At 47.3% G+C, this 23459-nt stretch carries 25 protein-coding genes and 1 pseudogene; 9 read left to right on the forward strand and 17 right to left on the reverse strand.

Features of this window, described 5'->3' with window-relative positions; all coding sequences use genetic code 11:
- Positions 1–19: 19 nt before the first annotated feature.
- From VRK_RS03605 to VRK_RS03645, 9 genes are all read right to left on the reverse strand, one after another.
- Entirely contained in the window at positions 20–1576 is a 1557-nt protein-coding gene (locus VRK_RS03605; RefSeq protein ID WP_059120133.1) for an alanine/glycine:cation symporter family protein, read from the reverse strand.
- Positions 1577–2046: 470 nt separating this feature from the next.
- Positions 2047–3573 carry a dGTPase gene (gene dgt / locus VRK_RS03610; RefSeq protein WP_059120134.1) on the reverse strand — a complete coding sequence of 509 codons (1527 nt, stop codon included), beginning with the start codon at positions 3571–3573 and terminating at the stop codon, positions 2047–2049.
- Between the two features lie 113 nt (positions 3574–3686).
- On the reverse strand, positions 3687–4112 hold the full coding sequence (locus VRK_RS03615) for a hypothetical protein (RefSeq protein WP_059122630.1): 426 nt from the start codon (positions 4110–4112) through the stop codon (positions 3687–3689).
- 203 nt (positions 4113–4315) lie between these two features.
- Positions 4316–5215 carry an L-ribulose-5-phosphate 3-epimerase gene (locus tag VRK_RS03620; RefSeq protein ID WP_059120135.1) on the reverse strand — a complete coding sequence of 300 codons (900 nt, stop codon included), beginning with the start codon at positions 5213–5215 and terminating at the stop codon, positions 4316–4318.
- Positions 5216–5219: 4 nt separating this feature from the next.
- Positions 5220–5867 carry a 3-keto-L-gulonate-6-phosphate decarboxylase UlaD gene (locus VRK_RS03625; RefSeq protein ID WP_059120136.1) on the reverse strand — a complete coding sequence of 216 codons (648 nt, stop codon included), beginning with the start codon at positions 5865–5867 and terminating at the stop codon, positions 5220–5222.
- 5 nt (positions 5868–5872) lie between these two features.
- Positions 5873–6694 (reverse strand): pyridoxal phosphatase, encoded by an 822-nt coding sequence (locus tag VRK_RS03630; protein ID WP_059120137.1) that lies wholly within the window; start codon positions 6692–6694, stop codon positions 5873–5875.
- A 6-nt stretch (positions 6695–6700) separates the two neighbouring features.
- Positions 6701–7411, reverse strand: coding sequence for an L-ribulose-5-phosphate 4-epimerase (locus VRK_RS03635; RefSeq protein WP_059120138.1), 711 nt, complete (start codon positions 7409–7411; stop codon positions 6701–6703).
- Between the two features lie 9 nt (positions 7412–7420).
- On the reverse strand, positions 7421–7900 hold the full coding sequence (locus VRK_RS03640; protein ID WP_059120139.1) for a PTS sugar transporter subunit IIA: 480 nt from the start codon (positions 7898–7900) through the stop codon (positions 7421–7423).
- Between the two features lie 101 nt (positions 7901–8001).
- Positions 8002–9762, reverse strand: coding sequence for a PTS ascorbate-specific subunit IIBC (locus VRK_RS03645; RefSeq protein ID WP_059120140.1), 1761 nt, complete (start codon positions 9760–9762; stop codon positions 8002–8004).
- A 379-nt stretch (positions 9763–10141) separates the two neighbouring features.
- On the opposite strand from VRK_RS03645, the gene ulaR reads away from it, so the two are divergent.
- The 5 genes from ulaR to VRK_RS03670 all read left to right on the forward strand — a co-directional run bounded on the left by ulaR (position 10142) and on the right by VRK_RS03670 (position 14586).
- Positions 10142–10897, forward strand: coding sequence for an HTH-type transcriptional regulator UlaR (gene ulaR / locus VRK_RS03650; protein WP_059120141.1), 756 nt, complete (start codon positions 10142–10144; stop codon positions 10895–10897).
- Positions 10898–11023: 126 nt separating this feature from the next.
- Positions 11024–12091: an L-ascorbate 6-phosphate lactonase gene (gene ulaG / locus VRK_RS03655; RefSeq protein ID WP_059120142.1), complete on the forward strand. Its 1068-nt coding sequence runs from the start codon at positions 11024–11026 to the stop codon at positions 12089–12091.
- 230 nt (positions 12092–12321) lie between these two features.
- On the forward strand, positions 12322–13359 hold the full coding sequence (locus tag VRK_RS03660; protein WP_059120143.1) for a hypothetical protein: 1038 nt from the start codon (positions 12322–12324) through the stop codon (positions 13357–13359).
- Between the two features lie 139 nt (positions 13360–13498).
- Positions 13499–13804, forward strand: a complete 306-nt coding sequence (locus VRK_RS03665) for a PTS fructose transporter subunit IIB (protein ID WP_059120144.1) — start codon at positions 13499–13501, stop codon at positions 13802–13804.
- Positions 13801–14586: a PTS sugar transporter subunit IIA gene (locus VRK_RS03670; RefSeq protein WP_059120145.1), complete on the forward strand. Its 786-nt coding sequence runs from the start codon at positions 13801–13803 to the stop codon at positions 14584–14586. The genes VRK_RS03665 and VRK_RS03670 overlap by 4 nt, the downstream gene beginning before the upstream one ends.
- 56 nt (positions 14587–14642) lie before the next feature.
- Here VRK_RS03670 and VRK_RS03675 read toward each other — a convergent pair whose 3' ends face one another.
- Entirely contained in the window at positions 14643–15491 is an 849-nt protein-coding gene (locus VRK_RS03675; RefSeq protein WP_059122631.1) for a helix-turn-helix transcriptional regulator, read from the reverse strand.
- Positions 15492–15912: 421 nt separating this feature from the next.
- On the opposite strand from VRK_RS03675, the gene VRK_RS03680 reads away from it, so the two are divergent.
- Positions 15913–17805 (forward strand): PTS fructose transporter subunit IIABC, encoded by a 1893-nt coding sequence (locus VRK_RS03680; RefSeq protein ID WP_059120146.1) that lies wholly within the window; start codon positions 15913–15915, stop codon positions 17803–17805.
- Positions 17806–17857: 52 nt separating this feature from the next.
- Here VRK_RS03680 and VRK_RS03685 read toward each other — a convergent pair whose 3' ends face one another.
- From VRK_RS03685 to VRK_RS03710, 6 genes and pseudogenes are all read right to left on the reverse strand, one after another.
- Positions 17858–18145 (reverse strand): putative quinol monooxygenase, encoded by a 288-nt coding sequence (locus VRK_RS03685; protein ID WP_059120147.1) that lies wholly within the window; start codon positions 18143–18145, stop codon positions 17858–17860.
- Between the two features lie 441 nt (positions 18146–18586).
- Positions 18587–19018 carry a hypothetical protein gene (locus tag VRK_RS03690; protein WP_157371843.1) on the reverse strand — a complete coding sequence of 144 codons (432 nt, stop codon included), beginning with the start codon at positions 19016–19018 and terminating at the stop codon, positions 18587–18589.
- Between the two features lie 284 nt (positions 19019–19302).
- Positions 19303–19482 (reverse strand): annotated as a pseudogene (locus VRK_RS03695) (Fic family protein); the annotation flags it as partial.
- Positions 19483–19699: 217 nt separating this feature from the next.
- The gene (locus tag VRK_RS03700; RefSeq protein ID WP_059120149.1) at positions 19700–19999 is read right to left on the reverse strand and encodes a type II toxin-antitoxin system RelE/ParE family toxin; all 300 of its coding nucleotides are present in this window, start codon (positions 19997–19999) and stop codon (positions 19700–19702) included.
- Positions 19996–20238, reverse strand: coding sequence for a type II toxin-antitoxin system ParD family antitoxin (locus tag VRK_RS03705; RefSeq protein ID WP_059120150.1), 243 nt, complete (start codon positions 20236–20238; stop codon positions 19996–19998). The genes VRK_RS03700 and VRK_RS03705 overlap by 4 nt, the downstream gene beginning before the upstream one ends.
- 72 nt (positions 20239–20310) lie before the next feature.
- Positions 20311–20502, reverse strand: a complete 192-nt coding sequence (locus tag VRK_RS03710; protein WP_059120151.1) for a hypothetical protein — start codon at positions 20500–20502, stop codon at positions 20311–20313.
- Positions 20503–20737: 235 nt separating this feature from the next.
- On the opposite strand from VRK_RS03710, the gene VRK_RS03715 reads away from it, so the two are divergent.
- The 3 genes from VRK_RS03715 to VRK_RS03725 all read left to right on the forward strand — a co-directional run bounded on the left by VRK_RS03715 (position 20738) and on the right by VRK_RS03725 (position 22101).
- Positions 20738–21094: a toxin-antitoxin system TumE family protein gene (locus VRK_RS03715; protein WP_059120152.1), complete on the forward strand. Its 357-nt coding sequence runs from the start codon at positions 20738–20740 to the stop codon at positions 21092–21094.
- Between the two features lies 1 nt (position 21095).
- Positions 21096–21497, forward strand: coding sequence for an HVO_A0114 family putative DNA-binding protein (locus VRK_RS03720; protein WP_059120153.1), 402 nt, complete (start codon positions 21096–21098; stop codon positions 21495–21497).
- 226 nt (positions 21498–21723) lie between these two features.
- Positions 21724–22101 carry a hypothetical protein gene (locus VRK_RS03725; protein ID WP_059120154.1) on the forward strand — a complete coding sequence of 126 codons (378 nt, stop codon included), beginning with the start codon at positions 21724–21726 and terminating at the stop codon, positions 22099–22101.
- Positions 22102–22465: 364 nt separating this feature from the next.
- On the opposite strand, the gene VRK_RS03735 is transcribed toward VRK_RS03725, so the two are convergent.
- A complete protein-coding gene (locus VRK_RS03735) occupies positions 22466–23368 on the reverse strand; it encodes a HEPN domain-containing protein (protein ID WP_059120156.1) in 903 nt (300 codons plus the stop codon).
- Positions 23369–23459 lie beyond the last annotated feature (91 nt).

Here is a 23459-nt window from a genome sequence, read left to right on the forward strand (position 1 = left end):
TAACTATTTTGCTCAACCGTTATGATTCAGCCCGCTCACTCGTCAGGGGCAATACTTCACTGTCAGAGGTCGCAGTCGGTTTCTGACCGGTTTGACGCTCATAGCGACGTTCCCAGTACTCTGCGCCTTTAATGCCCAGTTTCACCGGGTTGAAGGTATATTGTTCGACACCGAGTTTCTGTTGTTCTTCATAATCGCTCAGGGCGGACATCGCCGGTTTATTGAGGAAGAAGATGATCAGAATCCCGATAATATTGAGCCACGCCATCAGACCCACACCGATATCCCCCATTGCCCACGCGAGGTTGGCGGTTTTCACCGAACCGTAGAACGTTGCACTGAGCAGGACAATCTTGAGTAAGAAGGTCAGAGCCTCAGAACCAAAACGACGACAAATATAGGCGACGTTTGTTTCGGCGATATAGTAGTAGGCCAGAATGGTGGTAAATGCGAAGAAGAACAGCGCAATGGCGACAAAGGTTTTTCCGACCCCCGGCATCGCTTTTTCAATCGCAATCTGCGTAAATGCCGGGCTGTTTGCCGCCACATCGGCAGCCAGATGTTGCACGAGGAATGTCCCTTCAGCAGCGCCGTGCACGTTGTAAGCACCGGTAATCAGAATCATAAACGCAGTTGCGGAACAAACCAGCAGCGTATCAATGTAGATGGAAAACGACTGAACCAAACCTTGTTGAGCCGGGTGTTGTACATGCGCAGCGGCTGCCGCGTGAGGCCCGGTTCCCTGACCCGCTTCATTGGAGTAAACCCCGCGCTTAACCCCCCACCCGATAGCTGCTCCCACTCCAGCCATTGGTGTAAACGCATCACCGATAATCAGGCTGAAGACATGCGGAACCTGACTGATATTGAGCAGGATAATTACGAAGGCGGTAATAATATATGCAAGTGCCATAAAAGGGACGACAATCTGAGTGAAACTTGCAATACGTTTAACGCCACCGAAAATGATGAAAGCCATCAGAATAGAAATGATAGTCCCGGTCAGGATCTTCGCCATACTGAATGTACCGATTGCAGTCTCAACCATTTCACCGCTGCCGAAAGCTGATTCGATGGCATTGCCGATACTGTTTGATTGAACGCCCGGTAACAGCACACCACACGCAATAATGGTGGCAACCGCAAAAATCATCGCGTACCATTTTTGGCCCATTGCTTTTTCGATGTAGTAAGCCGGGCCACCACGAAACTCACCGTTATCTTCTTCTTTATAGATTTGAGCCAGTGTTGACTCGGCATAAGCTGTGGCTGCACCGAGGAAAGCGACTACCCACATCCAGAAGACTGCGCCCGGACCACCGAAACCGATCGCGGCCGCAACCCCTGCAATGTTCCCGGTTCCGACACGCCCCGAAAGCGACACGGCCAAAGCCTGAAAGGAAGAAATCCCCTTCGTTGACGTTTTGGCCGAAAAGAGTAAGCGGCACATTTCTGCAAAGTGACGGACCTGAACAAAGCGAGTCAGGATCGAATAGAAAAGTCCGGCACCAAGGCATAGATAAATCAGTGCCGGGCTCCAGATGATCCCATTCAAAAAATCAACAAGTGACTGCATAGTTATTTTTCCTGTATTTGAGTGTTGTTGTGTGTCATTGAGGCGGTGTTGTGTTTGCAATATATTCATCTCAATGTAAATCAAATGTTAATATATGTGACTTTCCAATGCTATCTATTTTTAAAACGATGTTAAATTTTGAATTGTGTCAATAATTTGAATATGTATTTCGGCTGAAAATAAAAAATATAGATAGTTATGTCAGTTTTTGGTTTATTTATAGAATAATAAATAGATGATGTTTTTTTGGCATTTTAAGCGAGATGTGACTTGTGAATAAAATATATTGATATTTTATTCTGCACCCGGTCGGTATAAAGGTCAGAACTTAGTGGGAGTGGTTGAATTTTAAACATGTGTGTGGGGTGGGGATGTTTCCGGTGTGGTATTAAACGTGAAACAGTATTTTGGTTAAAAATGCTACAAAGATGGTCAATGGCCGATTGACCATCTTTGCGAACAATCGTGATTTATAAGCTATCAATCACACTCAATGCCCGGAACTCATCAAAAGCGAACTGATCGGTCATACCACTGATGTAATCCTGAATCAGTCGGACCCGAAAGTAATATTCCCAACTGTTCTCATCCAGTGAATACCCTCCCGGGAAATCCCCCCGCTGAATTGCTTTCAGCGCATTTTCGTAGGCTCGCAAGTGTTTGTTCGGTAACTTTTTATATAAGCGAGCAGGGAGAAGAGGCTTGTTCTCACCGTCCACGATCGCTTCAAACTGCTCTTTGCTCAGTTCTAATAACGGTTTATAGAATTCGAGCAAGCCAGTGATAATCTGATAGCCTTGCAGTTCACGGGCTTCCACTTCTTTATCACAGAACGCATGTTTTTTGGCGACGTTTTTCAGCGTCTCGACCAGCACATGTTCGGTGCTGTTGTCTTCAATCAGCGCACGGTCGAGATTGCCGTGGTAAATGGCCTCGATATTGTGAATAAACTGCTCGGCAGCATGTTTCGGCAGGCGTTTGCTGATTTCGACCCTTAAGGTAATAAAAAAATGGCTCACCGCGCAGTTATTGGCACGAGTGGCACTAGCGAGTGACGTCTCAACAATGCTATCCATCGTGTCTTGATCAGCATGCGGATAGTCTTCTTTCCGCAGACGTTGATACTCGGCTTTCAGTGCGGCACTGGTCTGTTCGATATCTATAATGCCTTTCTCGACGGCATCCTCAATATCAGCGACACCATATGAGATATCATCGGCTGCTTCCATAATATAAGAGAATGGCGCGCGATTGCCTTTTTCCAGAGAAAGAGAGCGGTACAGTTTATCGATAAAGATCTCTTCACTGAGATAGTAACCGACTTTCTTTTTCAGATATTTCAGCTCACCGACAGCAAACTGATGACCTTGAGCCTGCAATGTCTTCGGGCTTAATTCATCGCCACGACGGGTATATTTGAGGATCGCTGAGATCTGTGTGTAGGTGAGGTTCAGGCTGAGAATCGAATGGACCAACCGGACGGCCTGAGCATTGCCTTCAAATTCGGTGAGGTCGCGTTGCAATGGCTCAGACAGCGGGACTGTTGCGGCTTTCGAGGGAATATATTGCGCAAACCAATCATTGATTGCCTGCTCACCGAAATGGCCAAAGGGTGGGTTGCCGACATCATGCATCAGGCACGCCATTTCCACGATCGATTCAAAGTGGCGTTCCAGCGATTCAAGCCCGTAGCGTTCTGCATCTCGCCCCAGCATCTTATAAATTTGCTGCACAATATGACGCCCGACTTGCTGCACTTCCATCGAATGGGTTAGACGACTCCGGACTGAGGAGTTGCGTTCCAGCGGAAAAACCTGCGTTTTTTGTTGCAAGCGCCGAATTGCTGCGGAATTGATGATCCGGCCGCGATCACTTTCAAAGCAGGATAACGACGGGATTTTCCCATTGTGGTTATATGGAATGATACTTTCTTCTTTGCCGTTACTTTGGTCATAAGGGCGGTTGAATCTGAATCTGGCTCTGAAATCGATCGACATAACTGACTCGTTCCATCTGTGTCGCACGGGTGTTTGCTATTTAAAACAATTTTTTAACGAATGAAAACTGATTCTTATGATTATCGTGACTGATCCGCATCCGCAAGTGTTGTTTATGACTGGGTTTGAATAAATTTACTGTAAGAACTGAGTTGTCCGTTAATATATTCAATACCGCAGTGAATATTCTGTTCCGCACAACCGACGACTTGATACTCAATAATAAACTCGCCACTGACCACTTTCATGAATAAGAAACCATTCACCACTTTCCACAGGCCGTGTAGCGCTTTGTCACTGAATAAATCCTGTTCGGTCAATGTTCCGTTCGGCAGCAAACACAGGCTGGAAGACGCTCCCTCCACATTAACTTTGACCCACGGTTGATGGTGCACCTCATAAGCAAGGATCTTACGACGTTGTCTGAGCCAGTGTTTGAGTTCCTGTGCTTGAGTCGGTGACAGCGTTGGCAAGTCTTCCATGTCAAGCAGTGTGTGATACTTCTCATACCAGAATAGTTGTAAGTGGATTAATTTCATCAAATTGCGAGCGAGATCAGCGTTATATGCACAAGCATTCACCTTGCGACAACCCGGGAAAGATGTCAATTTTTCCGGTTAAACTTTTTACTCAGCGTATATGTTCTTCTCAGGCGTGCTTTGGATTAAGAGATGAATCGGTTTTATGCAGAGGCAGAGAGCAAGGACAGACACCGATGTGCCTGTCCGGACTGTCAAGGGGGCTAATGAACGGCAACTGCCGGTTGTGGAAAGAGCGGTGGCAGGTTTGCCACCATGCAGGCTTGGTTGAGACGTTGCTGGGCGGTGTGAATATTATCTTGCCAGCGCTCATCCTGAGCCCACATTTCGAGCACTAACGGCACCACGCAGTCAAGCTGTTTAAGGGTGCTGAATACTGCCGAAAAATCAACGTCGCCTTCACCGATCACCAGATCGCGGAACTGCCCCGGATAACCCGGTCTGACCGGATGGGTGTCTTTAAGATGAATCTGCGTGATATGCGGTAAGCTCAACGCAAGTTCCGTGCAGACGTCGTAATTCCAACCACTGATGTTACCGACATCCGGATAAGCAGTGAAATAGGGGGAGTGCACCGCGCGATTCAGCACTTCAAATTTACTCAGCGCATTGAGATACGGCGTATCCATAATTTCTACCGCCAGCATGACCCCGGCACGTTCTGCCAATTTTGCCGCGCGCTTCATCCCTTCCACAAAATAGGCGTGAGTTTGTGCACTGGTGGGTTCGTAATAAACATCATATCCCGCGAGTTGAATCACCCGGATGCCCAATTTATAAGCCAGTGTGATGGCTTTTTCCAGATGCAGATCCGCTTGTTGACGAACGGTTGGATCCAGCGAACCGAATGGAAACTTTCGGTGGGCACTCAGGCACATCGAATGCAGCGGTACCTGAAGTTGCTCACACAAATGACGCAAGCCATAAATGGTGTCGTTATCCCAGTCGAGCCGGCTACGCCGCTCGTCCGATTCATCAATCGAAATTTCAAGAAAATCGAATCCCAATGCGCGCGTCGTCGTCAGTTTCTCTTCCCATGTCATGTTGGCTGGCAGGGCTTTCTCATACAGGCCGGTCCGGTGACGTTGTACATGTTGGTACATCCGCTTACCCCCAGAAACGTTCTATCTGTCCTTTCAGCGCGGCTGCCGTTTCGCGGCCTTGCGCTCCGGCCAGCGCCCGGCCGGCAATGAAGGTCTTCGCTTTGATTCCCTCAAACAGATAAAGATCATCCGGAACAATGCCACCGGTGATTGAGAGTTCGAGTCCTAGATCTGACAATTGACGCATCTTATCCAGATCGTCCGGTGTCCAGCCGACACCCGCCAGCTCTGCATCGCGCGAGCGGTGATAAATTGCCTGAGTAATCCCCAAGTCAACCCATGATTTAGCGTCAGCCATTGTCCAGTTGCCATAGATTTCGATCTGAATTTCACCGTTAAACTCATCGGCGACTTGTTTACAGGCATCGATGGTTGCGATGTGAGCCGCAGCGGAAACGGTGATCCAGTTTGCCCCGGCCTCAAATGCCATCCGGGCCAGAATCGCACCGCCATCGGTGGTTTTCATATCGCAAACCAGCAGATGATCCGGATGATTGTGACGCAGCGTTCTGACGGCATTCATGCCTTCAGCAAAAGCCAGAATGGTGCCGACCTCAATCACATCGACAAAACTTTCGACACGGCGTGCCACTTCAATGGCTGAGGTCAGGTCGGTCTGGTCTAAAGCAATTTGAATCATGGGTAGGGTCATGAGATTTATCCTTGAATTTTCTGTCGTATGAGATGGGCAATGCCATCGCTGTTATTATCGGTTTGACAGATCTGTTGTGCGTGAGATTTGACGGTGTCGTCAGCATTACCCATTGCCACGCCTAAGCCTGCATAGGTCAGCATTGAGATGTCATTGTGGTTATCACCGATGGCAATGACGTGATTGGCGTCATATCCCAGATTGGCGACATATTCGGCCAGTCGTTTGCCTTTGCTGTTGCCTTTGGCGGCGAAATCGATGCGATTTGACCAAGAGAATTCACCGTTGAATGTCTCTTTCACCCAAGGGTGTTCCGAGAGCCGTTCGACCGAGCTTGGCACCCCTTCGACAACAAACTTCCACACGTGATCTGCCTGTTCTACTAATTGGTGAAATGAATCAATCCGATGGATCTGAGGACGGATGGATTCCGGGTATTGGTTGGCCCATTTTTCGAGTGCTTCCATATACACAATCGGATTATGTTTGGCATAGTTCATCGTATCGGTGACGTACAGAACCATTTTCATTTGGTATTGTGTCGCGAGATCGATGAACTTCCGCGCATCGTCTTTGGCAATCGCGTCGTATTGCAGGACGGTGTCGTTCTGATAGTCATAGACATACGTGCCGTTGCAGCAAATGATCGGTGTATTCAGCCCCAGTTCGAGATAATAGGGTCTTGCTGCGGTATGATGACGACCGGTGACAATCACCACATGGCACTGTTGCTGCGCCGCCTGAATCGCCTGTTTCACTTCAGGGTGAATGGTGTGGTCGTCCGTGAGTACGGTTCCGTCTAAGTCTAATGCAAGCACTTTATACATGTAAGATTACCTTTGTCCGTAGTAAGCATTTACACCGTGTTTACGCAGGTAATGTTTGTCGGAGAGTTCCTGTTGGATGGTGATCCCTTGATTCAAGGAGCGTGTCGCAATCGCCATCGCCGCAACTTCTTCTAACACCACCGCGTGATGTACGGCGTCGTTTGCATCGGCCCCCCATGAAAATGGTGCATGTCCTGCGACAATCACACTGGGGACAGACATCGGTTCAATATGGCGCATGTGAAACGTTTCGACAATCACCAATCCGGTATTCTTTTCATACCTATTGATGATTTCATCACCGGACAGCCGACGAGTGCAGGGGATGTCGCCATAAAAATAATCGGCATGAGTCGTTCCGAGAGCCGGAATATCCCGTTCAGCCTGCGCCCAGATCGTGGCATGGCGTGAGTGGGTATGCACTATCCCGCCAACTTGCGGAAAAGCCTGATAAATTTCCAGATGTGTGGCGGTATCACTCGACGGATTGAGGGTGCCTTCGACCCGATTCCCGGCCAGATCGACAATCACAATGTCATCAACGGTCATCGCTTCGTATGCCACACCGGATGGTTTGATTGCCACCACACCGGCAGCGCGATCAATCTGAGAAACATTGCCCCAGGTAAATGTCACCAGCCCATAACGTGGCAGTTGCAGGTTGTCGTCCAGCACTTGCTGTTTTAACGATTGGAATGAGTCTGACGGTACTGACATGTTGGTTCCTTAAGCTGACGCTTTCGCCAGTGCTGTATCAATGACTTGCAGCACGTCTTCCTGACAACGGCAACGACGGAGTTTGTCGAGATCCACACCGGTTTCGCTCTCGTCGTCATCTAATATCTGAGTGACTTCCATCAGCCCTTCCATATGTTCGTCAGAACTACTGCCGGCCAGCGTGATCAGCACATCAACCGGCTCATCTTCTCCGGTAAAGTAGATGGGTTTTTCCAGCGTGACTAATGCAAAAGCAGTGCGTACCACGCCATTTTCCGGCCGGGCATGTGGCATTGCCAGCTGAGGGGCAATCACAATATAAGGGCCAAGTGTTTCGACACTGCTGATAATGGCGTCATGGTAAGACGGCAGGATCGCCCCAGATTCGATCAGCAGGTCGGTGCCGATTTTGATCGCTGCACGCCAGTCTGAAGCCGATGCCTGTAGCCGGATTGAATTGTTCTCAATCAGTGACTGTTTCAGTCCCATAATCATCTCCGTGAGGGGGCCGTCCTTTGACTGAGATAGGTGAAAAGGACGGGCCCGTAGTCATAGTAAAATGTTCAATGTTTTATGTGGTCGATGTCACCTTACCGATGAGCGGCAAAGTTGTTATTGATGATCTCCAGCAGCTCATCACCGAAAGAATTGGGATTGAGCATGTTCTGTACGCCAAGGACAAACTTCCCTTCTCCCGGATCCATTTCAGAGGACAGGTGTCTGGATGAAACGATAATATCGGTGGTCGCCAGTTTGGATTTGTAGTCAGACACGGCACAGGAGTCCATGACATGCGGAATGCCTTTTTTCTCCAGATATTTGCCGATCTTCATTTTCATCATCATTGATGACCCCTGACCGTTACCGCACACTGCGAGAATGCTGACCGGACGCTGTCCGTCATGTGTTTTCAGGGCTTGTTCTACGGCTTCGAGGACTTCGGGTTCTTCACTGATTTCAACCATACCCTGAGCATCTTCTTCAGCACGCAGCCGTTTGGCCGCGAAAAACATATAGAGGGCAGCCAACCCGATCAGTGCGAAGAAGAACAGTTTCGACATCGACAGACCTTGCATTATCGGAGGGAAAACCAAGGCCCAGTCGGCCATGCCCATCCAGCCGTTGAATGCGACACCATGTTGACTGAATAAGTGGATTGCCCATGCCGACCCGACCACTTCAATGATGCCCATCACAAAGCAGATCTTCATCACCGCACGCCAGCCACCGAAATGGTTGGCAAAAACCCCGATTGTGGCGTTGGAGAAGAACATCGGGATAAAGCCGGGAATAATCATGATTGGCGCATTGAAAGCGAGCATCGCCAGCACCGCGGTAAACTGGCCGATAGCACCCCACATAAAACCGAATACCATCGCATTGGGAGAAAAGGCATAGATAGCAGCACAGTCAATGGCGAGGACTGCATTGGGAATCACGCGTTCCGAAATACCTTTGAAGGCCTCAGACAGTTCAGCAACGAACATCCGCACCCCGGCGACAATCACCTGAATGGCAACTGCGAATTTCAAACCGGTTTCAAGAATATAAATCGTCCAATGGGTTTTCCCGGCCATCGCTTGGAGGTTATCAAGGCCGAAAGAGAGCAGGATAATGCCGAAGAAAACCGTCATAACAATGGCTGTTGCGGCGATACTGTCGTGAAAAATGTGGAGCCAGCCGGGCAGTTTCAAGTGATCGACACTGTCATTCTTATCCCCGAGTTTGGGGGCAACTTTGGTGGCAATCCAAGAGGCGACTTGCTGTTGGTGACCAATCGAGAATCCGGCACCACCGGTGACCGCTTCTGTCGGCTTAAACATAATATTGGATGAGATACCCCAGTACAGCGCCATCAATACCGCTGAACAGAGGATGGTTTCCCACATACCGGCACCGGTGATCAGGTAAAAGACAGCGATCAGACCGGCCTGTTGGAACATAATATGCCCGGTCAGCATGATGGTGCGAATACCGGTATAACGGCGAAATAGCACCAACACAATATTAATCGCCAGTGCCAGTAATACTGCATAACCGACCCATGAATACCGTTCGCCCATGACCTCCATCGTGGCCATCATCGTTGTATATGGATCAATCACCGAACCTGTCAGTCCGTGGTATTCCGAGAGTTTCGCGATCACTGGCTTAAAGCCTGCGACCAGTGTACCTGCACCGACCTGAACCAGCATAAAACCAACGATGGTTTTAATCGATCCTTTCAAAATGGTCGTTGCATCTCTTTTTAGCAACCAGTAACCGATGAGAGTAACCAAACCGAGGAGTAGCGGGGCTTTGGTCATCACTTGGCTGTAAAAAATATAGAAGATGTTATACAAGAACTCCATATCCTTACCCCTAGATATATTTGTATTTGTCGTTAGATGTAGGTCAGAGGGATTCCGTCATGTGATATGCAGGAATCGATGTGTTTTGCTCACGGAATAGACTTTAAAAAATCATTTGTAATCATTCAATGATTGTTTTTGATTGAATTGATTTATATCAATTTTACATGGCATCCGGTGTTACAAATGCTACGCTGATCACTTGATATAATTTATTTTGTTTAAAAACAATGATTTATTATTTTATGCGATTGGGCATTTAATTTTTCATCTGAATCATTTGACATCAATCGGGATGATTAATAGAATCAAAACAAATCAAATATAATCACAAGTAATCACTCAGTGATGACGCTCAGTGATAAATAGGATGATGCTTATGAATGAAGTCCAGAGACATCATGGCATTCTGTCTTTGTTAGAAGAGAAACAATCGATCAATGTGTCTCATATTATCGACGCCTTTCATGTTTCTCCGGCAACCGCCCGACGCGATATCTCAAAACTTGATGAACTCGGTAAACTGAAGAAAGTACGCAATGGTGCAGAACGGATTGTCGGCAAAAAGAAAAAGTGGACACCGCTGAATATTGATAGCACCGAACACTATCGGGAGAAGTCTCTCATTGCGATGCGCGCTGCCGAGCTCTGTCAGCCGGGGGATAGTGTTGTTATCAACTGTGGTTCGACGGCATTTATGCTGGGGCAACAGCTATGCGGGCAGGATGTCCAAATCGTCACCAATTACTTTCCGTTGGCGAGCTATCTGATCCATGAGGATCACGAAGATGTCATCATTATCGGTGGTCAATACAATAAAGCGCAGAATATTTTCCTTAATCCGGCACCGGATGCATTGGGCGGTTATGCCGGTCACTGGATGTTTACCAGTGGTAAAGGCCTGACGGAAAACGGGTTATACAAGGCTGATATGTTAACCGCTGTCGCAGAGCAACAGATGCTGGAACAGATCGACAAACTGGTGGTGGTGGTTGACAGTTCTAAAGTCGGCCAACGGACAGGCATGTTGTTCTGCCCGAGCAGCAAGATCGATATGGTGATTACCGGTAAAGATGCGCCGACCCACGTTGTGAGTGCATTAGAAGCGCAGGGGACACAGGTCATTTTGGTCTAGCCTGATACCGCGCTGAATCGCGCTCCATTCTGAACTGATCATATTTTTAGGTGCCTGGACTTCGGTCCAAGCGCACGGCTCCCTACATGCAAAATTTATAATAAATCAGAAATAAAAGGTGTTGTTATGAGTAAGGTAAACGAAATTACACGCGAATCGTGGATCCTCAATACGTTTCCTGAATGGGGAACTTGGCTCAATGAAGAGATTGAGCAAACCGTAGTTGAACCGAATACGTTTTCAATGTGGTGGTTGGGATGCACCGGCATCTGGCTGAAAACCGAAGGCAATACCAATCTGTCAATTGATTTCTGGTGCGGCACCGGTAAACGCACCCAAAAAAATGCACTGATGAAGAATCAGCATCAGATGATGCGCATGGGTGGTGTGCGTGAATTACAGCCCAATTTGAGAACCTCTCCGTTTGTGCTGGATCCGTTTGCCATCAAAGAAATTGATGCGGTATTGGCTTCTCATGATCATGCCGACCATATCGATGTGAACGTGGCTGCGGCCGTGCTGCAAAACTGTGGTGAGCATGTGAAGTTTATCGGCCCGCAAGCGTGTGTGAATTTATGGATCAGCTGGGGTGTCCCGCAAGAACGCTGTGTGGTTGCCAAAGTCGGTGATTGTATCGAGATCGGCGATGTGCGCATCAAAGTGCTGGATTCTTTTGACCGGACGGCCCTTGTCACCCTGCCGGAAGGGGTCTCATCTTATGACAAATCGATTCTGGACGGGATGGATGACCGGGCGGTGAATTACTTAATCGAAACAACCGGTGGTTCGGTCTATCACTCCGGTGATTCACATTACTCCAATTACTACGCCAAACACGGTAACGAATACCAGATCGACGTCGCCTTACTCTCATATGGTGAGAATCCACGCGGTGTCACCGATAAAATGACCGCTTCCGATATTTTGCGCGCCGGTGAAGCGCTGGATTGCCAAGTAGTGGTGCCATTCCATCATGATATCTGGGCCAACTTCCAGAATGATCCGCGTGAAATTGAAGTGTTATGGCAGATGAAAAAAGAACGCTTACAGTACGGCTTTGCCCCATTCTTCTGGCAGGTCGGCGGTAAATATACCTATCCGACGGACAAAGGCCGGATGCATTATCAGCATTTCCGGGGCTTCCGCGATATCTTTACCGATGAACCCGAGTTACCGTATAAGGCGTTTTTATAATTTGCTGAATGAAGTCTATTTCCGCCCTGTTGCAGGGCAGAAATAGACCATATTCCATCAAATGTTATTCCTGAATTTTCGCATATAAAATTAGTGCGGATAAATGAACCCGGTTACAAGATGAAGTTGAAATGTTCTTGTGTTCTCTTATATTTAATTTTTGATGATTATTTATAGCATGTGGTTTTTATTGTAAGTCATGAGACTGCATGAGAAGGACATTGATTAAAATGGATAGGATTTATCATGCTGCAATTTTGGAAGGAAGCAGCTTTGTCGGCGGAGAATTATATAGAATACTCAGTGATCACCCCAATATAGCGGTTACTTTTATCTCTTCGGAGTCACAAGCGGGTGAATTGGTTGAACGGTATAATGACCGGTTTCGTTACCAGCGTGATCAGCCTATGCTCCGTTATTTACCTTTGGATGAGTTAAATGACCACTATGATCTGATTTTTTCCTGCCTGCCTCAGGAGCAATTATCAGCACACCTACCTTATCTCAACCAACATAGTACATGGATACTGAATCTCAGTGGCGGAGATGGATTTCAGTCGATGGACAGCAATGGCATCTTTACGCTTCAGTCACCGGCCGACTTAGCCGACAATCTCCGCTGCCAGTTTTTTATCCCGGAACTGACTGCACCGGATCCATCGGTATCGATGATCCAAATCCCCGGGGGGATTGCAGCGGCTGCTATCTACGCATTATATCCGCTGATTCACAATCACATGATTTCAGGTGATATTGTGATTGAAGCGAAGCTCGGTTCAACGTTTAATGAAGATATTTCCGCGGCTGTATATGCAGAGCGACTGAATAACTTTGGTTTACATGACGCTTTTCATCACGTGCAGTTACCTGAAATAGAAACACTGAAACAATATACCGATGAACCGTTGGAGATTATTTTTTCCGCATTTGATCTGGATATTCTGCGTGGTGTGTATATCACGGCCTATAGCACGTTGAATGAAGGATTCACCGTAAGAGATGTGAAGCGCACTTATTTTTCTACCTACAAATATTCTCCTTTTATTTATTACCTCATCAATGGCCAGACACCGATGTTAAAAACAGTTTGTGGCACCAATAATGCGGAAGTGTCTACGGTGGTGAAACAGAACAAGTGCCTCTCTATCTGCTCTCTTGATAATCTGGTCAAAGGTGCTGCCGGTCAGGCAGTTCAGGCTGCAAATTTATATCTGGGCATCAAGTTGTCTGCCGGTCTGGACTACCTGAGTTATATGCCGTGGCCGTAACGGTTCTTTTCCGGCTTTAACGCTGAACAAATAAATGCAGCTCTGATGAGTTATTTGTCAATTGAGTTATACTGGTCAGGAAAACATCTCGGTGATAAGTTGCAACCGATGACTATCAGATAAGGGAAGGAAAGAGATCATGAAGGTGGTTGCCGTAACCGCATGTCCGACCGGAATTGCTCATACTTATATGGCAGCAGAGCAACTCCATAAAGCTGCCAGCCAGCGAGGTTTGGCGATTAAAGTTGAGACGCAAGGAGCGATGGGTATCGAAAATGAGCTGACGGTTGCAGATATTGTTGCTGCCGATATCCGGATGATCGTCTCTGATATCGAAATCGAAGAGAAATCCCGGTTTAAAGGCTGTCCGGTATTTCATTTCTCCATTGAAGAGGTTCTGCTCCATGCAGGAGCGGTTTTAGAGCGCTGTCTGAAAAAAGTATGATTACCACCCGGATCACTTTTCTACTCAAGGATAAAGGGCTTCCGGCATGGCAGGCGAATGCGCTGAAACAGCTTTGTCGCTATTTTCGTTCGATTTTTGTCTTCTATAATCTGAGCCGGGGAACGTATACCCCGCTCAGTCAGCCGCTCAATGTTCTGAGCTTGAACAACAGTGCCGATCAGTTGTGTCAGATCGCGATAGAGGGGTTGGATGCCGAACTGGCCTGCATGGTTTTCACCGAATACTTAAGTGAACACGCGATTATGCTTTCAACTTCACACCGTAAGAATCACGCTGCGGAGCAACTCTTTGCCTCCCATCCGGCATTTTCTCTGCCGTTTGCGTACCGCTGGGATTATGAATGCCATGCCGGATTTGCCGATAAGCGTTCAGCACTGGATTATCTTGCCGCCCGAATTGCACCCGGGCGGGTAGACAAACTACTGACACAGTTCTGCCAGCGAGAGGATATCTCGACAACCGCACTCCCGAACCGGGTGGCATTGCCGCATGTGATGAGTGAGGTGGTCGATATACCGGTACTGATGGTGATGCCCCTGACACAGCCTCTGGACTGGCAGTCGGTGTGCGCACCGGTCTCATTACTGATTGGTCTGGTTCTGCCTCAGTCGCTGAACCGGGATATTGTGATGGCGATGACCCGGCTGACCCGCTGGCTGATCGACGATCTGAATACACAGCTTCTGCTTGATGCCAAACGGGAGGAGACACTCAAAGGCATTCTGCTCCATGTGATGGCGAACGGTAATGCAGCACGCTGAGCCTGCCATGCTATCTTTGAGTGATCTTAAGAGTCCCCGGGGATAAATAAAGCGCTTTAATCAAAGCGTGTCCGGTACTCGGAAGGGGTCATGCCGGTTTTGGTTTTAAACACCCGACAAAAGTAATTCACATCCTGAAAACCGCAACGCTCGGCAACCTCGTGAAGGCGGAACCGGTATTTTTTCAGCATGAACTTCGCCCGATCAATTCTGACCCAGGCAATGTAGTCAGCCAGTGTCATGTGCCCCTGCTGATGAAACAGCCGGGAGAGGTGATTGGCAGACAGACTGAACCGTGAAGCAATCGAGTCTCGGGTGATGCCGCGGTGAAAGTTTTCCTGAATATAAATACAGATCCCCTGATAGAGATCTTCACTACGGCTTTTGGCTGAACGTTCCGGCTGACGGAGAATACTTTGGGTGTAGCTGAGCAGCGCGCAAAGCAGGTGTTCGTCCATCGGTGATTTTTGTGCTTCTCTCGCCAGTGCATTGAGGCTTTCCAGAATATTATCGATCGCATAACCGGTGCGCATTTGCACACTATGCTTCTGGACATCATAAAATCCGTCGGTTCCTTTGCGCTTGGCGACAAAGCTGAACCCAATCTGACGGCGGCCATACAACAGACTGAGCACCGAACACTCATTTTCCCAGTCCGGCTTATTCCAGCAATTGGGGGGAATATACAGCGCACTCCCGGCCTGAATCTCAACGGTAGTGATGCCATGCAACGCATCTTCGATATGATTGCTGTAATCACCTTTGAGCGCAATTTCCAGACGAGGAAAGTTGACCTGATAACTAAATGGCGGCGGTGTCTGTTGATCACCGGCAAACCAGATGCGCTGACAACTGTCCCGTTCATCAATAATCGCTTCAATCAGATTGTGAAATACCTGGCTCATCATTTCCTGCCGTCACTCATTCATGCAGAATTGTATGACAAGTCATGTTGTTATCATCATACATTTTTCTCTGTTCCTGAACCGCTGTGTGATTTATTGATATAAATATTATTCATGATTCAAGCATAGAACTTAAGTACCACAGACCGATACAGATCACATTTGAATCATGATGATACAATCCTCCAGTAAATGCATTTTTGTTTCACTATTAACTAACGGGGACAGTCACCACAATATTAGCGATGGGAACAGGCAGTTACGGGGACAGACACCCCAGCGGTCAACGTTCGTTACCTGTTACAGGAATAGTTACAGGGACAGACGCCGTAAAATGCCCGGTTTCTTACGGGGACAGACACTTTTTTCTTCTTTTCTCCCACCAAGAAATGATGACTGACAGAATGAACGGGGAACGAAAATGATTACTCAACTTATCTCATCGCGATTGATTCGGCTGAATCTCTCGTCAACCACCAAAGATGACGTGCTTGCCGAGCTGGCTGAAATGCTGGCCGCGGAAGGACGCATCACCGATCAACAACAATTTTTAGCGGATATTTATGCCAGGGAAGCGCTCGGCAATACCGGTTTTGACGATGGTGTTGCGATTCCTCATGCCAAAAGTACAGCGGTGAGCGAGCCTGCCGTTGTGGTCGGGATCAGCCGTCAGGGCATTGATTACGGTGCTGAAGACGGACAGCCATCGAAACTCTTTTTTATGATTGCTTCTCCCGATGGCAATGCAAATCATCATGTCGAAGTACTGGCGGAGCTTTCTGCCAAACTGATTGAAGAAGGATTTATTGCGCAGTTGTTTGCCGCGCAGACTGAAGAGGATGCGTTGGCGCTGTTGCTGGCGAAGTCAGAACCGACCCCGCAGTCATCCGGAGAAAACGGCTTTCTGATCGGGGTGACCGGATGTCCGACCGGGATTGCTCATACTTATCTGGCGGCTGAATCGCTGGAAAAAGGTGCCGCGGCACTGGGCTATCAGATCAAAGTCGAGACGAACGGATCGATCGGGGTGAAAAACAGCCCGACGGCAGAAGAGATTGCAGCGGCTGACGCGATTATTGTCGCAAGTGACAAGCAGGTATCATTGACCCGCTTCGCCGGTAAAAAACTGATTGAAACCGGCGTCAAAGAGCCGATCCGTGATGCACAAGGTCTGATTCACAAAGCATTGCAGGCTCCGGTTTATCAGCCTGATTCTACTGCGGAAAACCGTGATGCACAGCCATCCCGCAACCGTCCGGAGTTGTATCGTTACCTGATGAACGGTGTTTCGCATATGATTCCGTTTGTAGTTGCCGGTGGCTTGTTGATTGCATTGGCACTGGCGATTGGCGGAGAGCCGACTGAAGCCGGGATGGCGATTCCGCAAGGAAGCCTGTGGAATAAAGTTCTGGATGTCGGTGTTGTGTCCTTCCAACTGATGATTCCGATTCTGGCCGGTTATATTGCTTATGCGATTGCTGACCGTCCGGCACTGGCTCCGGGGATGATTGGCGGCTGGATTGCCAATAACGGTTCATTTTATGATGCCGACGCCGGCACCGGGTTTATCGGTGCGATTATTGCCGGGTTGCTGGTGGGGTATTTCATTCGCTGGCTGACCAGTTTCAATTATCACAAGATGATTCAGCCGCTGGTGCCGATTATGATCGCGCCGATTACCGGTGCGCTGTTTATCTCCGGTCTGTTTATCTTTGTCATCGGTGCACCGATTGCCAGTTTGATGCATGGCATGACCGAACTCCTGACCACGATGAGTACCGGCAATATGGTGTTGTTGGGCATTGTCTTGGGCGGACTGGCCGGATTTGACATGGGTGGCCCGTTCAACAAAGTTGCCTTCTTGTTTTCTGTCGGCATGATTGCCAGCGGGCAGACGCAGTTTATGGGGGCGATGGCCTGTGCTATTCCGGTTGCACCGCTCGGTATGGGTTTAGCCACGGTACTTGGTCGTAAACTGAGCCTGTTTGAGCCATCAGAACTGGAAGCTGGTAAAGCTGCCGGCGCAATGGGGTTGGTCGGGATTTCTGAAGGGGCGATTCCGTTTGCAGCGCAGGATCCGGTGTCAGTGATTCCTGCCAATATGTTGGGCTCAATGGTTGCAGCAGTGATGGCTTTTTCTTTCGGCATCACGGATAGTGTGGCGCACGGTGGACCGGTTGTCGCTTTACTGGGAGCAATGAACAAACCTTTGTTGGCATTGTTCTGTATGGCACTTGGGGCCGTTGTCACTGCGCTCACCTGCATTGCATTGAAGAAAATGCGTCAGGCGAAATTACAGTCGGTGGATATCTGACTTCATAAACGATCCGCACTAGCCTGAGTCGGTGCGGATCACAAATTGATGGTTATGCCATATGGATTTTGGAGAAAATTTTGGATCTTTTTTCCACGATCATTGGTTCTGTTTTCTGATCAAAGATGAGTGAGTGCTCGTTTTTCAAACATTCGTTGAATTCTTCTTCCGAACCGTAGAGCGCATAGAAAAAGACCTGCTTATCTTTATCATTCCAGCAAACATCAAACTGGAGACATCCGGGATCATCCTTCGCGATGTCTGCATTCTCTTGGGCGAGTTTAATAAATGATTCAAATGACTCGGGAACAAGGGTGAAAGTCACCGTCACAACGTACATACATTGCCTCCTGAAACATACAAAACGGACAAAATCACAGACCGGCACAATCTGTACGGTATGATTTCAGCTGTTTTTCTCCTGTGAACAGAACCCGGATAGAGAAGTCAGGTTCTGTATGCATCATTACATCATATTGACATCTTTCGGTGCTATCAATCGTCAGTTGCCGATTTGCATCAATTCTTTTGCTTAGGTTTTATTCAACAGACGGTTAGCTGGCAAACTTCAGCATACTATCCTGTACGTCTGCATTTTTTGTCGCGAATGGTTAACGGTTCAGATGAACTGGCTATCCGTAGTCATTGAGTGATGTCAGACTGGTTGAATCGGGGCAATGGATGCTATCTGTTGTCAATATAGAACCCGTTATCAACACAAAACGCTACCGATAACTATCCGGTAGCGTTCGTTGATCTCATCGGGAATCAGTTTACCTGATTACTGATTGGCTGGTGCGTTAGAAATAATGAAGGGGTCAAACCAACAGTGCACACCACCTCCCAACAATAATCTGATGGAGTATTGATCTGGCCCGCTAGATGCTGCATAAACCTGTCCACCCCATACGGAACCAGAGAACTGAGGATATTGCATCGGATTGATAATATGTGAACCACCAGGAGTACCGATAGCATTTCCTTCAAAACCGATGATGGTGACTTCTGTGGATGGATCGATGGATTGAACGGTCCATACAATCGTTTCACCGGAAGTGACGGTTGTGGTGAGTTCGTGTCCACCTTGTCCACTAGAGCAGTAGCCCGTACTATCAACCATATAGACAAAATTCCCAATGTTGGTATTCCCTGAGGCAGCCTGAACCAACGCTTGTTCAACGTTAACTGCGACTAGCACATTAACTGATGACATAATATTTTCCTTATCTAACTGTAATCATATGAACTACTTCTGAGATTGACATTAATAGACAGAAAACACTTGGCACATATAATGCAGCTATCTCCGAAATAGTTGTCTAAAGGAGCAGGCTGTTTCATATCAGCTGCGACCTTCAGATTGAGTGTAGGAAAGACTGAGGAGCTGTCAATGCCGTATTGGCATTATTATTTGTAAGTGTTGCAGCAATGATCCGCTTCGTTATGATTTATTTATACTTTAACGGATGACAAATTTTTTTTATTCAGCTTTTATTTTCAGTGGTTCAATTTCCAGTAATTTTTACCTGATTCAGTCAGGCGGTATTGCTGTGATTTGCTGTTGGGCTTATCGGGGATCGCCATTTCAATCAGGCCCATTTCCAGCGCCGGTTTCAGATAACGTTCACGGAATGATTTACGATCTTTAAGTGACAACACTTGTTGCAGTGTGTCTCGAACCGTTACTTCTGACTTTTCTAATCATGAAATCAAAGTATTAACTGGGGGGCACTGGTGAGCGTTTCCTGAATGCTCTGAAACATAAATTCAATCAAGGGTGCATTTTGAAATTTTTGAAATTAATGGCAGCTAAGCTAGGGGCTTGAGTTGAAGTGCTAGCAGCATCACTCTAAAAAATAATATAAACGACGACTTAGGGACTTTAATTCGCTGACTACAAACCAAAAAGCGGGTTCACATCCATACTTTTATGTAAAATACGTACCACTCTCACCTGCTGGTTGCCGGTGTCCTGATAAAAAATAATATGGCTGCCTTGAGGAAATTTACGATAACCTGAACGGATGTCATCACATGGTTTACCCAGACTGGGGTTATCGGCAAGCAGCCAGAATGAATCGTCAAATTGCTTTAGATAGAGATTTCGTTGTGCCTTTCCCCAGTGATGTTGTGTAAACAGAGCAATCGCTTTTAAATCCTCTTTGGCCTGAGCGGTGAGGGTAAATGGTTTCATTTTTCCGTTTCACTATCGATCTCATGGATAAGATCATCCAAATCATAGTCAGCATCACCGCTTTGTTCGCCTTCAATCAGATGTTGTCGCAGTGTATTCATTTTGGTCTCCTGATTTTCAAGTAATCGCAGTGCGGAGCGGATCACTTCACTTGCAGAGCCATAACGGCCACTCTGAATCTGGCTGGCAATAAAATTATCGAAGTGTTCGCCTAAGGTAATGCTGGTGTTCTTCGCCATGTTGAATGCCTCTGATACCAATAAATACCTAATTATGGTATTCGTCCATCCAATCTGCAAGCAGAGAAACCATCACGCTCCAATCCTCCCCCGGCACACTTCCTCGGTCAGTGCTTTCAGTTTTTCAACCTCTTCAGCCAGATAGTCTAGCTCTTCGACGGTGATTTCGTAGTGCTCCGAGTAGCGGGCATTGCACAAAATGGTCGCAATGGTATGAATATCTTGTTGTTTCCGCTCGGGAAGATGGTCAAGTGTCTTTTTCATGTCGGTCATCGTACTACGCGGTGAGAATCGGGTAAATGGGAGTTTCGGGGGGTGAGGTGCGTTTTGCGTGTGAGTGCGGTTTTTGGTGTAAATGAGGTGTTGGTAAAGGATGAGAGATTAACGAATGCGTTGGATTTTGGGGAATTGAAAAGTGCGGAACGGCATCATTTGGTGATGAATGACTTCCTAATAGGATTTATTTTGTTATACTCTGGGTATAACATCAGGAGAGCTGATGGAAGGATTAGATATTTTGTTAAGTATGCATGGCACAGTCGTGTACCGGGATGATGGTTATTGGTGGAAAATTGAAGCATGGACGGTTCCGCCAACCAGAGAACGTCCTCACGGGATCCGTTACACCATGACGCTACATAACAGATTTAACAAAAGAGTTTTTGGTTATGACAATGCTCATGCAGTGAAGCCACGGAAAAATAAACGATTCAGCGGCAAACGGTATGACTACGATCATTTGCACCGGACTGCGATTGATCAGGGAACACCCTATGAATTTCAGGATGTTTATACCTTACTACAGGACTTTTTCTCGGGCATTGACGCAACCATCGTAGCAATAGAGGGGAAATAACATGAAAGCAAGAATCGGCATTATGTCTGAAGCACTGATTCGTTTCCGTCTGCTGGCGATTGCACAGGGGAAATATGCACCGCAAGCGGACGAGCCGAAAGTTTGGTACACATCGGTCAATGCGGTAGCACAGATTTTAAGGCCGGAGAATATCGCCTTATTACGCCTGATTGATACGGAAAAACCGGCAAGCCTGACTGAGTTGGCCAAAATCTCCGGTCGGGCCAAATCTAACTTATCCAACACGTTAAAAACGCTTAGTGAAAAAGGTTTCGTCCGCATGGAGCCAACGACCAGTAAGGCTCTGAAACCGGTGGCGATTTATACGGATTTTGAGATTATTTCGGACTCTGCACTTGAGCAGACGTTATTGAAATTAATGGCTTCGATGTCAGCGGCCTGAGGCGAAACGTTCGAAATCGTGCCTAGCATTTTTACCCGGTTAAGATTGTCTCCGCAGTGCGGAGGCAATTGAGCAGAGCGAATCTGAAAATCATTTTAGTCCATTCTCTATTGATAGCATTGTGTATCGCTGGTGGCCGATTCTATGATGTTCTGTGCAAAAAATAACATAACGACTCTCAGGACTTTTGATACGATAAGGCTTTGTCAATCAATCGGTAATACTTATGAAGTTAAAGACGTTAGCTGCTTTGTTGTGTGTTTTTATCGTTATTGTTCTTTCAGGGCTTAACGCTTGGAATATTTGGGGGGATTTTGTAGAAAAGGCGATTTCTTTTACCACAACAGCAATGTTGTTTTTAGTCGTTATGGCTTTGTTTGATGTTTGGCGTGGCGGCAAAAATTTCAAAGTTAATGAGATAAAAGCAATAGCAATATCATTTCCTATTATTACAGTAATTGAATATGTTTATCCTGTAATTAAATACTCAGAACAAAAACATTCAGGCTGGTTATTCTCTATGTCAATGGATTTAATGCTAGCTTTTTTTGTTTCTTCTGTACTATGGAGTTATTTAAAAAAATGTCAGTATTTGGTGGAGTAATTAAAAAGGTAAGTCCTGCCTCTCCATTATATAGTCTTCTGTTTCAAATGTATAAACAGGTAGAGAATGAGAGAGATTCAGACGAAGTATACAGACACGCAATCGTTATTTTAGATGAGCTTCTTCGGCGTGGTTATCGATTTAATACCTCGGAAGTTCAGGCCGTAGTTGAGATATTGAGAGAATTACCAGCACCGGGAGCAAAGGCTCGGAACTTTGAGAAGTTATACCTTCAAGACGAGTACGGATTGAGACGATTACCGCATGACCCGCGGAAACTATATGGTCAAGGATGTTGGCACTGATGATAGGCTTACTGTCAGTTTAGATTGTTCACGCAGTGCGTGAACAATTACATCAATGCTTATTTCTCCCTTTGCGATTCAATATTCTCTCCAATCCTTCCCCGACAAACCTCTTCCGTCAGCACTTTCAGTTTTTCGACCTCTTCGGCCAGATAGTCCAGCTCTTCGACGGTGATTTCGTAGTGCTCCGAGTAGCGGGCATCGACGTAGGCGCGTTTGAGGCGGTGGAAGCTGCGGCGACGGAACTGGTTGTCGGCAGGGAAGAGGCGGGCGAAGCGTTCGTCTTGTCCGGCACAGAAGGCGCGCAGTTTTTCCAGATCGTGGGTTTTCGGCAGATAGTTGGTACACACTAACAGGGTGCAGGCAAGAAAACGTTCTGCTGCCTGATGTAAGAAAAATGCAGCTTGATTAATTCTCGATTTACCCATCGCGAAATCATAGGCATCAACGAACTCTGACGCACTTTCGAACCATTGAGCAAAATGTTTTTCGGCAATCTGCTGACTTTCTTCGGCTGTCAGATCCCCCGGTAGTGCCAGTTCCCGGCCATCGGCGCTGTACAGCTCGATGCCTTGCTCGCGGATATCCCGAAAGAAATAGTGCCCATCGTGCAGCCACTGATTGACTTCACCAAGGGTATGAACAATCAGCCCCAGCGGGGTTTTGGGTATGCGGCGGCTGATACGGTCTTCCGCCAGACTCCACAGCGTGAATTCTTCCACCAGTTCAAAGCGATTGACGATCACCAGCACATCATAATCGCTGACATAGCCGTTGGCCGGGTCATTGACCCAGTTACCTTTGGCATAACTGCCGAACAGGATGATTTTGTGAATTTTAAAACCGGCTTTTTTGCCGCTTCTTCCGGCCACGTATTCATCCACCACATCGCGCAAAATGGTCGCAATGGTGTGAATATCCTGTTGTTTCCGCTCGGGAAGATGGTCAAGTGTCTTTTTCATGTCGGTCATCGTACTACGCGGTGAGAATCGGGTAAATGGGAGTCTCGGGGTTGAGGTGAGTTTTGCGTGTGAGTGCGGTTTTTGGTGTAAG

This window comes from Vibrio sp. MEBiC08052 (assembly GCF_001506075.1).
Classification (GTDB): Bacteria; Pseudomonadota; Gammaproteobacteria; order Enterobacterales; family Vibrionaceae; genus Vibrio.

What these genes read in the sequence shown, in the direction of transcription:
- VRK_RS03605 (WP_059120133.1), bottom strand. Translation starts at nt 1,576, where the DNA reads ATGCAGTCACTTGTTGATTTTTTGAATGGGATCATCTGGAGCCCGGCA.
- dgt (WP_059120134.1), bottom strand. Translation starts at nt 3,573, where the DNA reads ATGTCGATCGATTTCAGAGCCAGATTCAGATTCAACCGCCCTTATGAC.
- VRK_RS03615 (WP_059122630.1), bottom strand. Translation starts at nt 4,112, where the DNA reads ATGAAATTAATCCACTTACAACTATTCTGGTATGAGAAGTATCACACA.
- VRK_RS03620 (WP_059120135.1), bottom strand. Translation starts at nt 5,215, where the DNA reads ATGTACCAACATGTACAACGTCACCGGACCGGCCTGTATGAGAAAGCC.
- VRK_RS03625 (WP_059120136.1), bottom strand. Translation starts at nt 5,867, where the DNA reads ATGACCCTACCCATGATTCAAATTGCTTTAGACCAGACCGACCTGACC.
- VRK_RS03630 (WP_059120137.1), bottom strand. Translation starts at nt 6,694, where the DNA reads ATGTATAAAGTGCTTGCATTAGACTTAGACGGAACCGTACTCACGGAC.
- VRK_RS03635 (WP_059120138.1), bottom strand. Translation starts at nt 7,411, where the DNA reads ATGTCAGTACCGTCAGACTCATTCCAATCGTTAAAACAGCAAGTGCTG.
- VRK_RS03640 (WP_059120139.1), bottom strand. Translation starts at nt 7,900, where the DNA reads ATGGGACTGAAACAGTCACTGATTGAGAACAATTCAATCCGGCTACAG.
- VRK_RS03645 (WP_059120140.1), bottom strand. Translation starts at nt 9,762, where the DNA reads ATGGAGTTCTTGTATAACATCTTCTATATTTTTTACAGCCAAGTGATG.
- ulaR (WP_059120141.1), top strand. Translation starts at nt 10,142, where the DNA reads ATGAATGAAGTCCAGAGACATCATGGCATTCTGTCTTTGTTAGAAGAG.
- ulaG (WP_059120142.1), top strand. Translation starts at nt 11,024, where the DNA reads ATGAGTAAGGTAAACGAAATTACACGCGAATCGTGGATCCTCAATACG.
- VRK_RS03660 (WP_059120143.1), top strand. Translation starts at nt 12,322, where the DNA reads ATGGATAGGATTTATCATGCTGCAATTTTGGAAGGAAGCAGCTTTGTC.
- VRK_RS03665 (WP_059120144.1), top strand. Translation starts at nt 13,499, where the DNA reads ATGAAGGTGGTTGCCGTAACCGCATGTCCGACCGGAATTGCTCATACT.
- VRK_RS03670 (WP_059120145.1), top strand. Translation starts at nt 13,801, where the DNA reads ATGATTACCACCCGGATCACTTTTCTACTCAAGGATAAAGGGCTTCCG.
- VRK_RS03675 (WP_059122631.1), bottom strand. Translation starts at nt 15,491, where the DNA reads ATGAGCCAGGTATTTCACAATCTGATTGAAGCGATTATTGATGAACGG.
- VRK_RS03680 (WP_059120146.1), top strand. Translation starts at nt 15,913, where the DNA reads ATGATTACTCAACTTATCTCATCGCGATTGATTCGGCTGAATCTCTCG.
- VRK_RS03685 (WP_059120147.1), bottom strand. Translation starts at nt 18,145, where the DNA reads ATGTACGTTGTGACGGTGACTTTCACCCTTGTTCCCGAGTCATTTGAA.
- VRK_RS03690 (WP_157371843.1), bottom strand. Translation starts at nt 19,018, where the DNA reads ATGTCATCAGTTAATGTGCTAGTCGCAGTTAACGTTGAACAAGCGTTG.
- VRK_RS03700 (WP_059120149.1), bottom strand. Translation starts at nt 19,999, where the DNA reads ATGAAACCATTTACCCTCACCGCTCAGGCCAAAGAGGATTTAAAAGCG.
- VRK_RS03705 (WP_059120150.1), bottom strand. Translation starts at nt 20,238, where the DNA reads ATGGCGAAGAACACCAGCATTACCTTAGGCGAACACTTCGATAATTTT.
- VRK_RS03710 (WP_059120151.1), bottom strand. Translation starts at nt 20,502, where the DNA reads ATGAAAAAGACACTTGACCATCTTCCCGAGCGGAAACAACAAGATATT.
- VRK_RS03715 (WP_059120152.1), top strand. Translation starts at nt 20,738, where the DNA reads ATGGAAGGATTAGATATTTTGTTAAGTATGCATGGCACAGTCGTGTAC.
- VRK_RS03720 (WP_059120153.1), top strand. Translation starts at nt 21,096, where the DNA reads ATGAAAGCAAGAATCGGCATTATGTCTGAAGCACTGATTCGTTTCCGT.
- VRK_RS03725 (WP_059120154.1), top strand. Translation starts at nt 21,724, where the DNA reads ATGAAGTTAAAGACGTTAGCTGCTTTGTTGTGTGTTTTTATCGTTATT.
- VRK_RS03735 (WP_059120156.1), bottom strand. Translation starts at nt 23,368, where the DNA reads ATGAAAAAGACACTTGACCATCTTCCCGAGCGGAAACAACAGGATATT.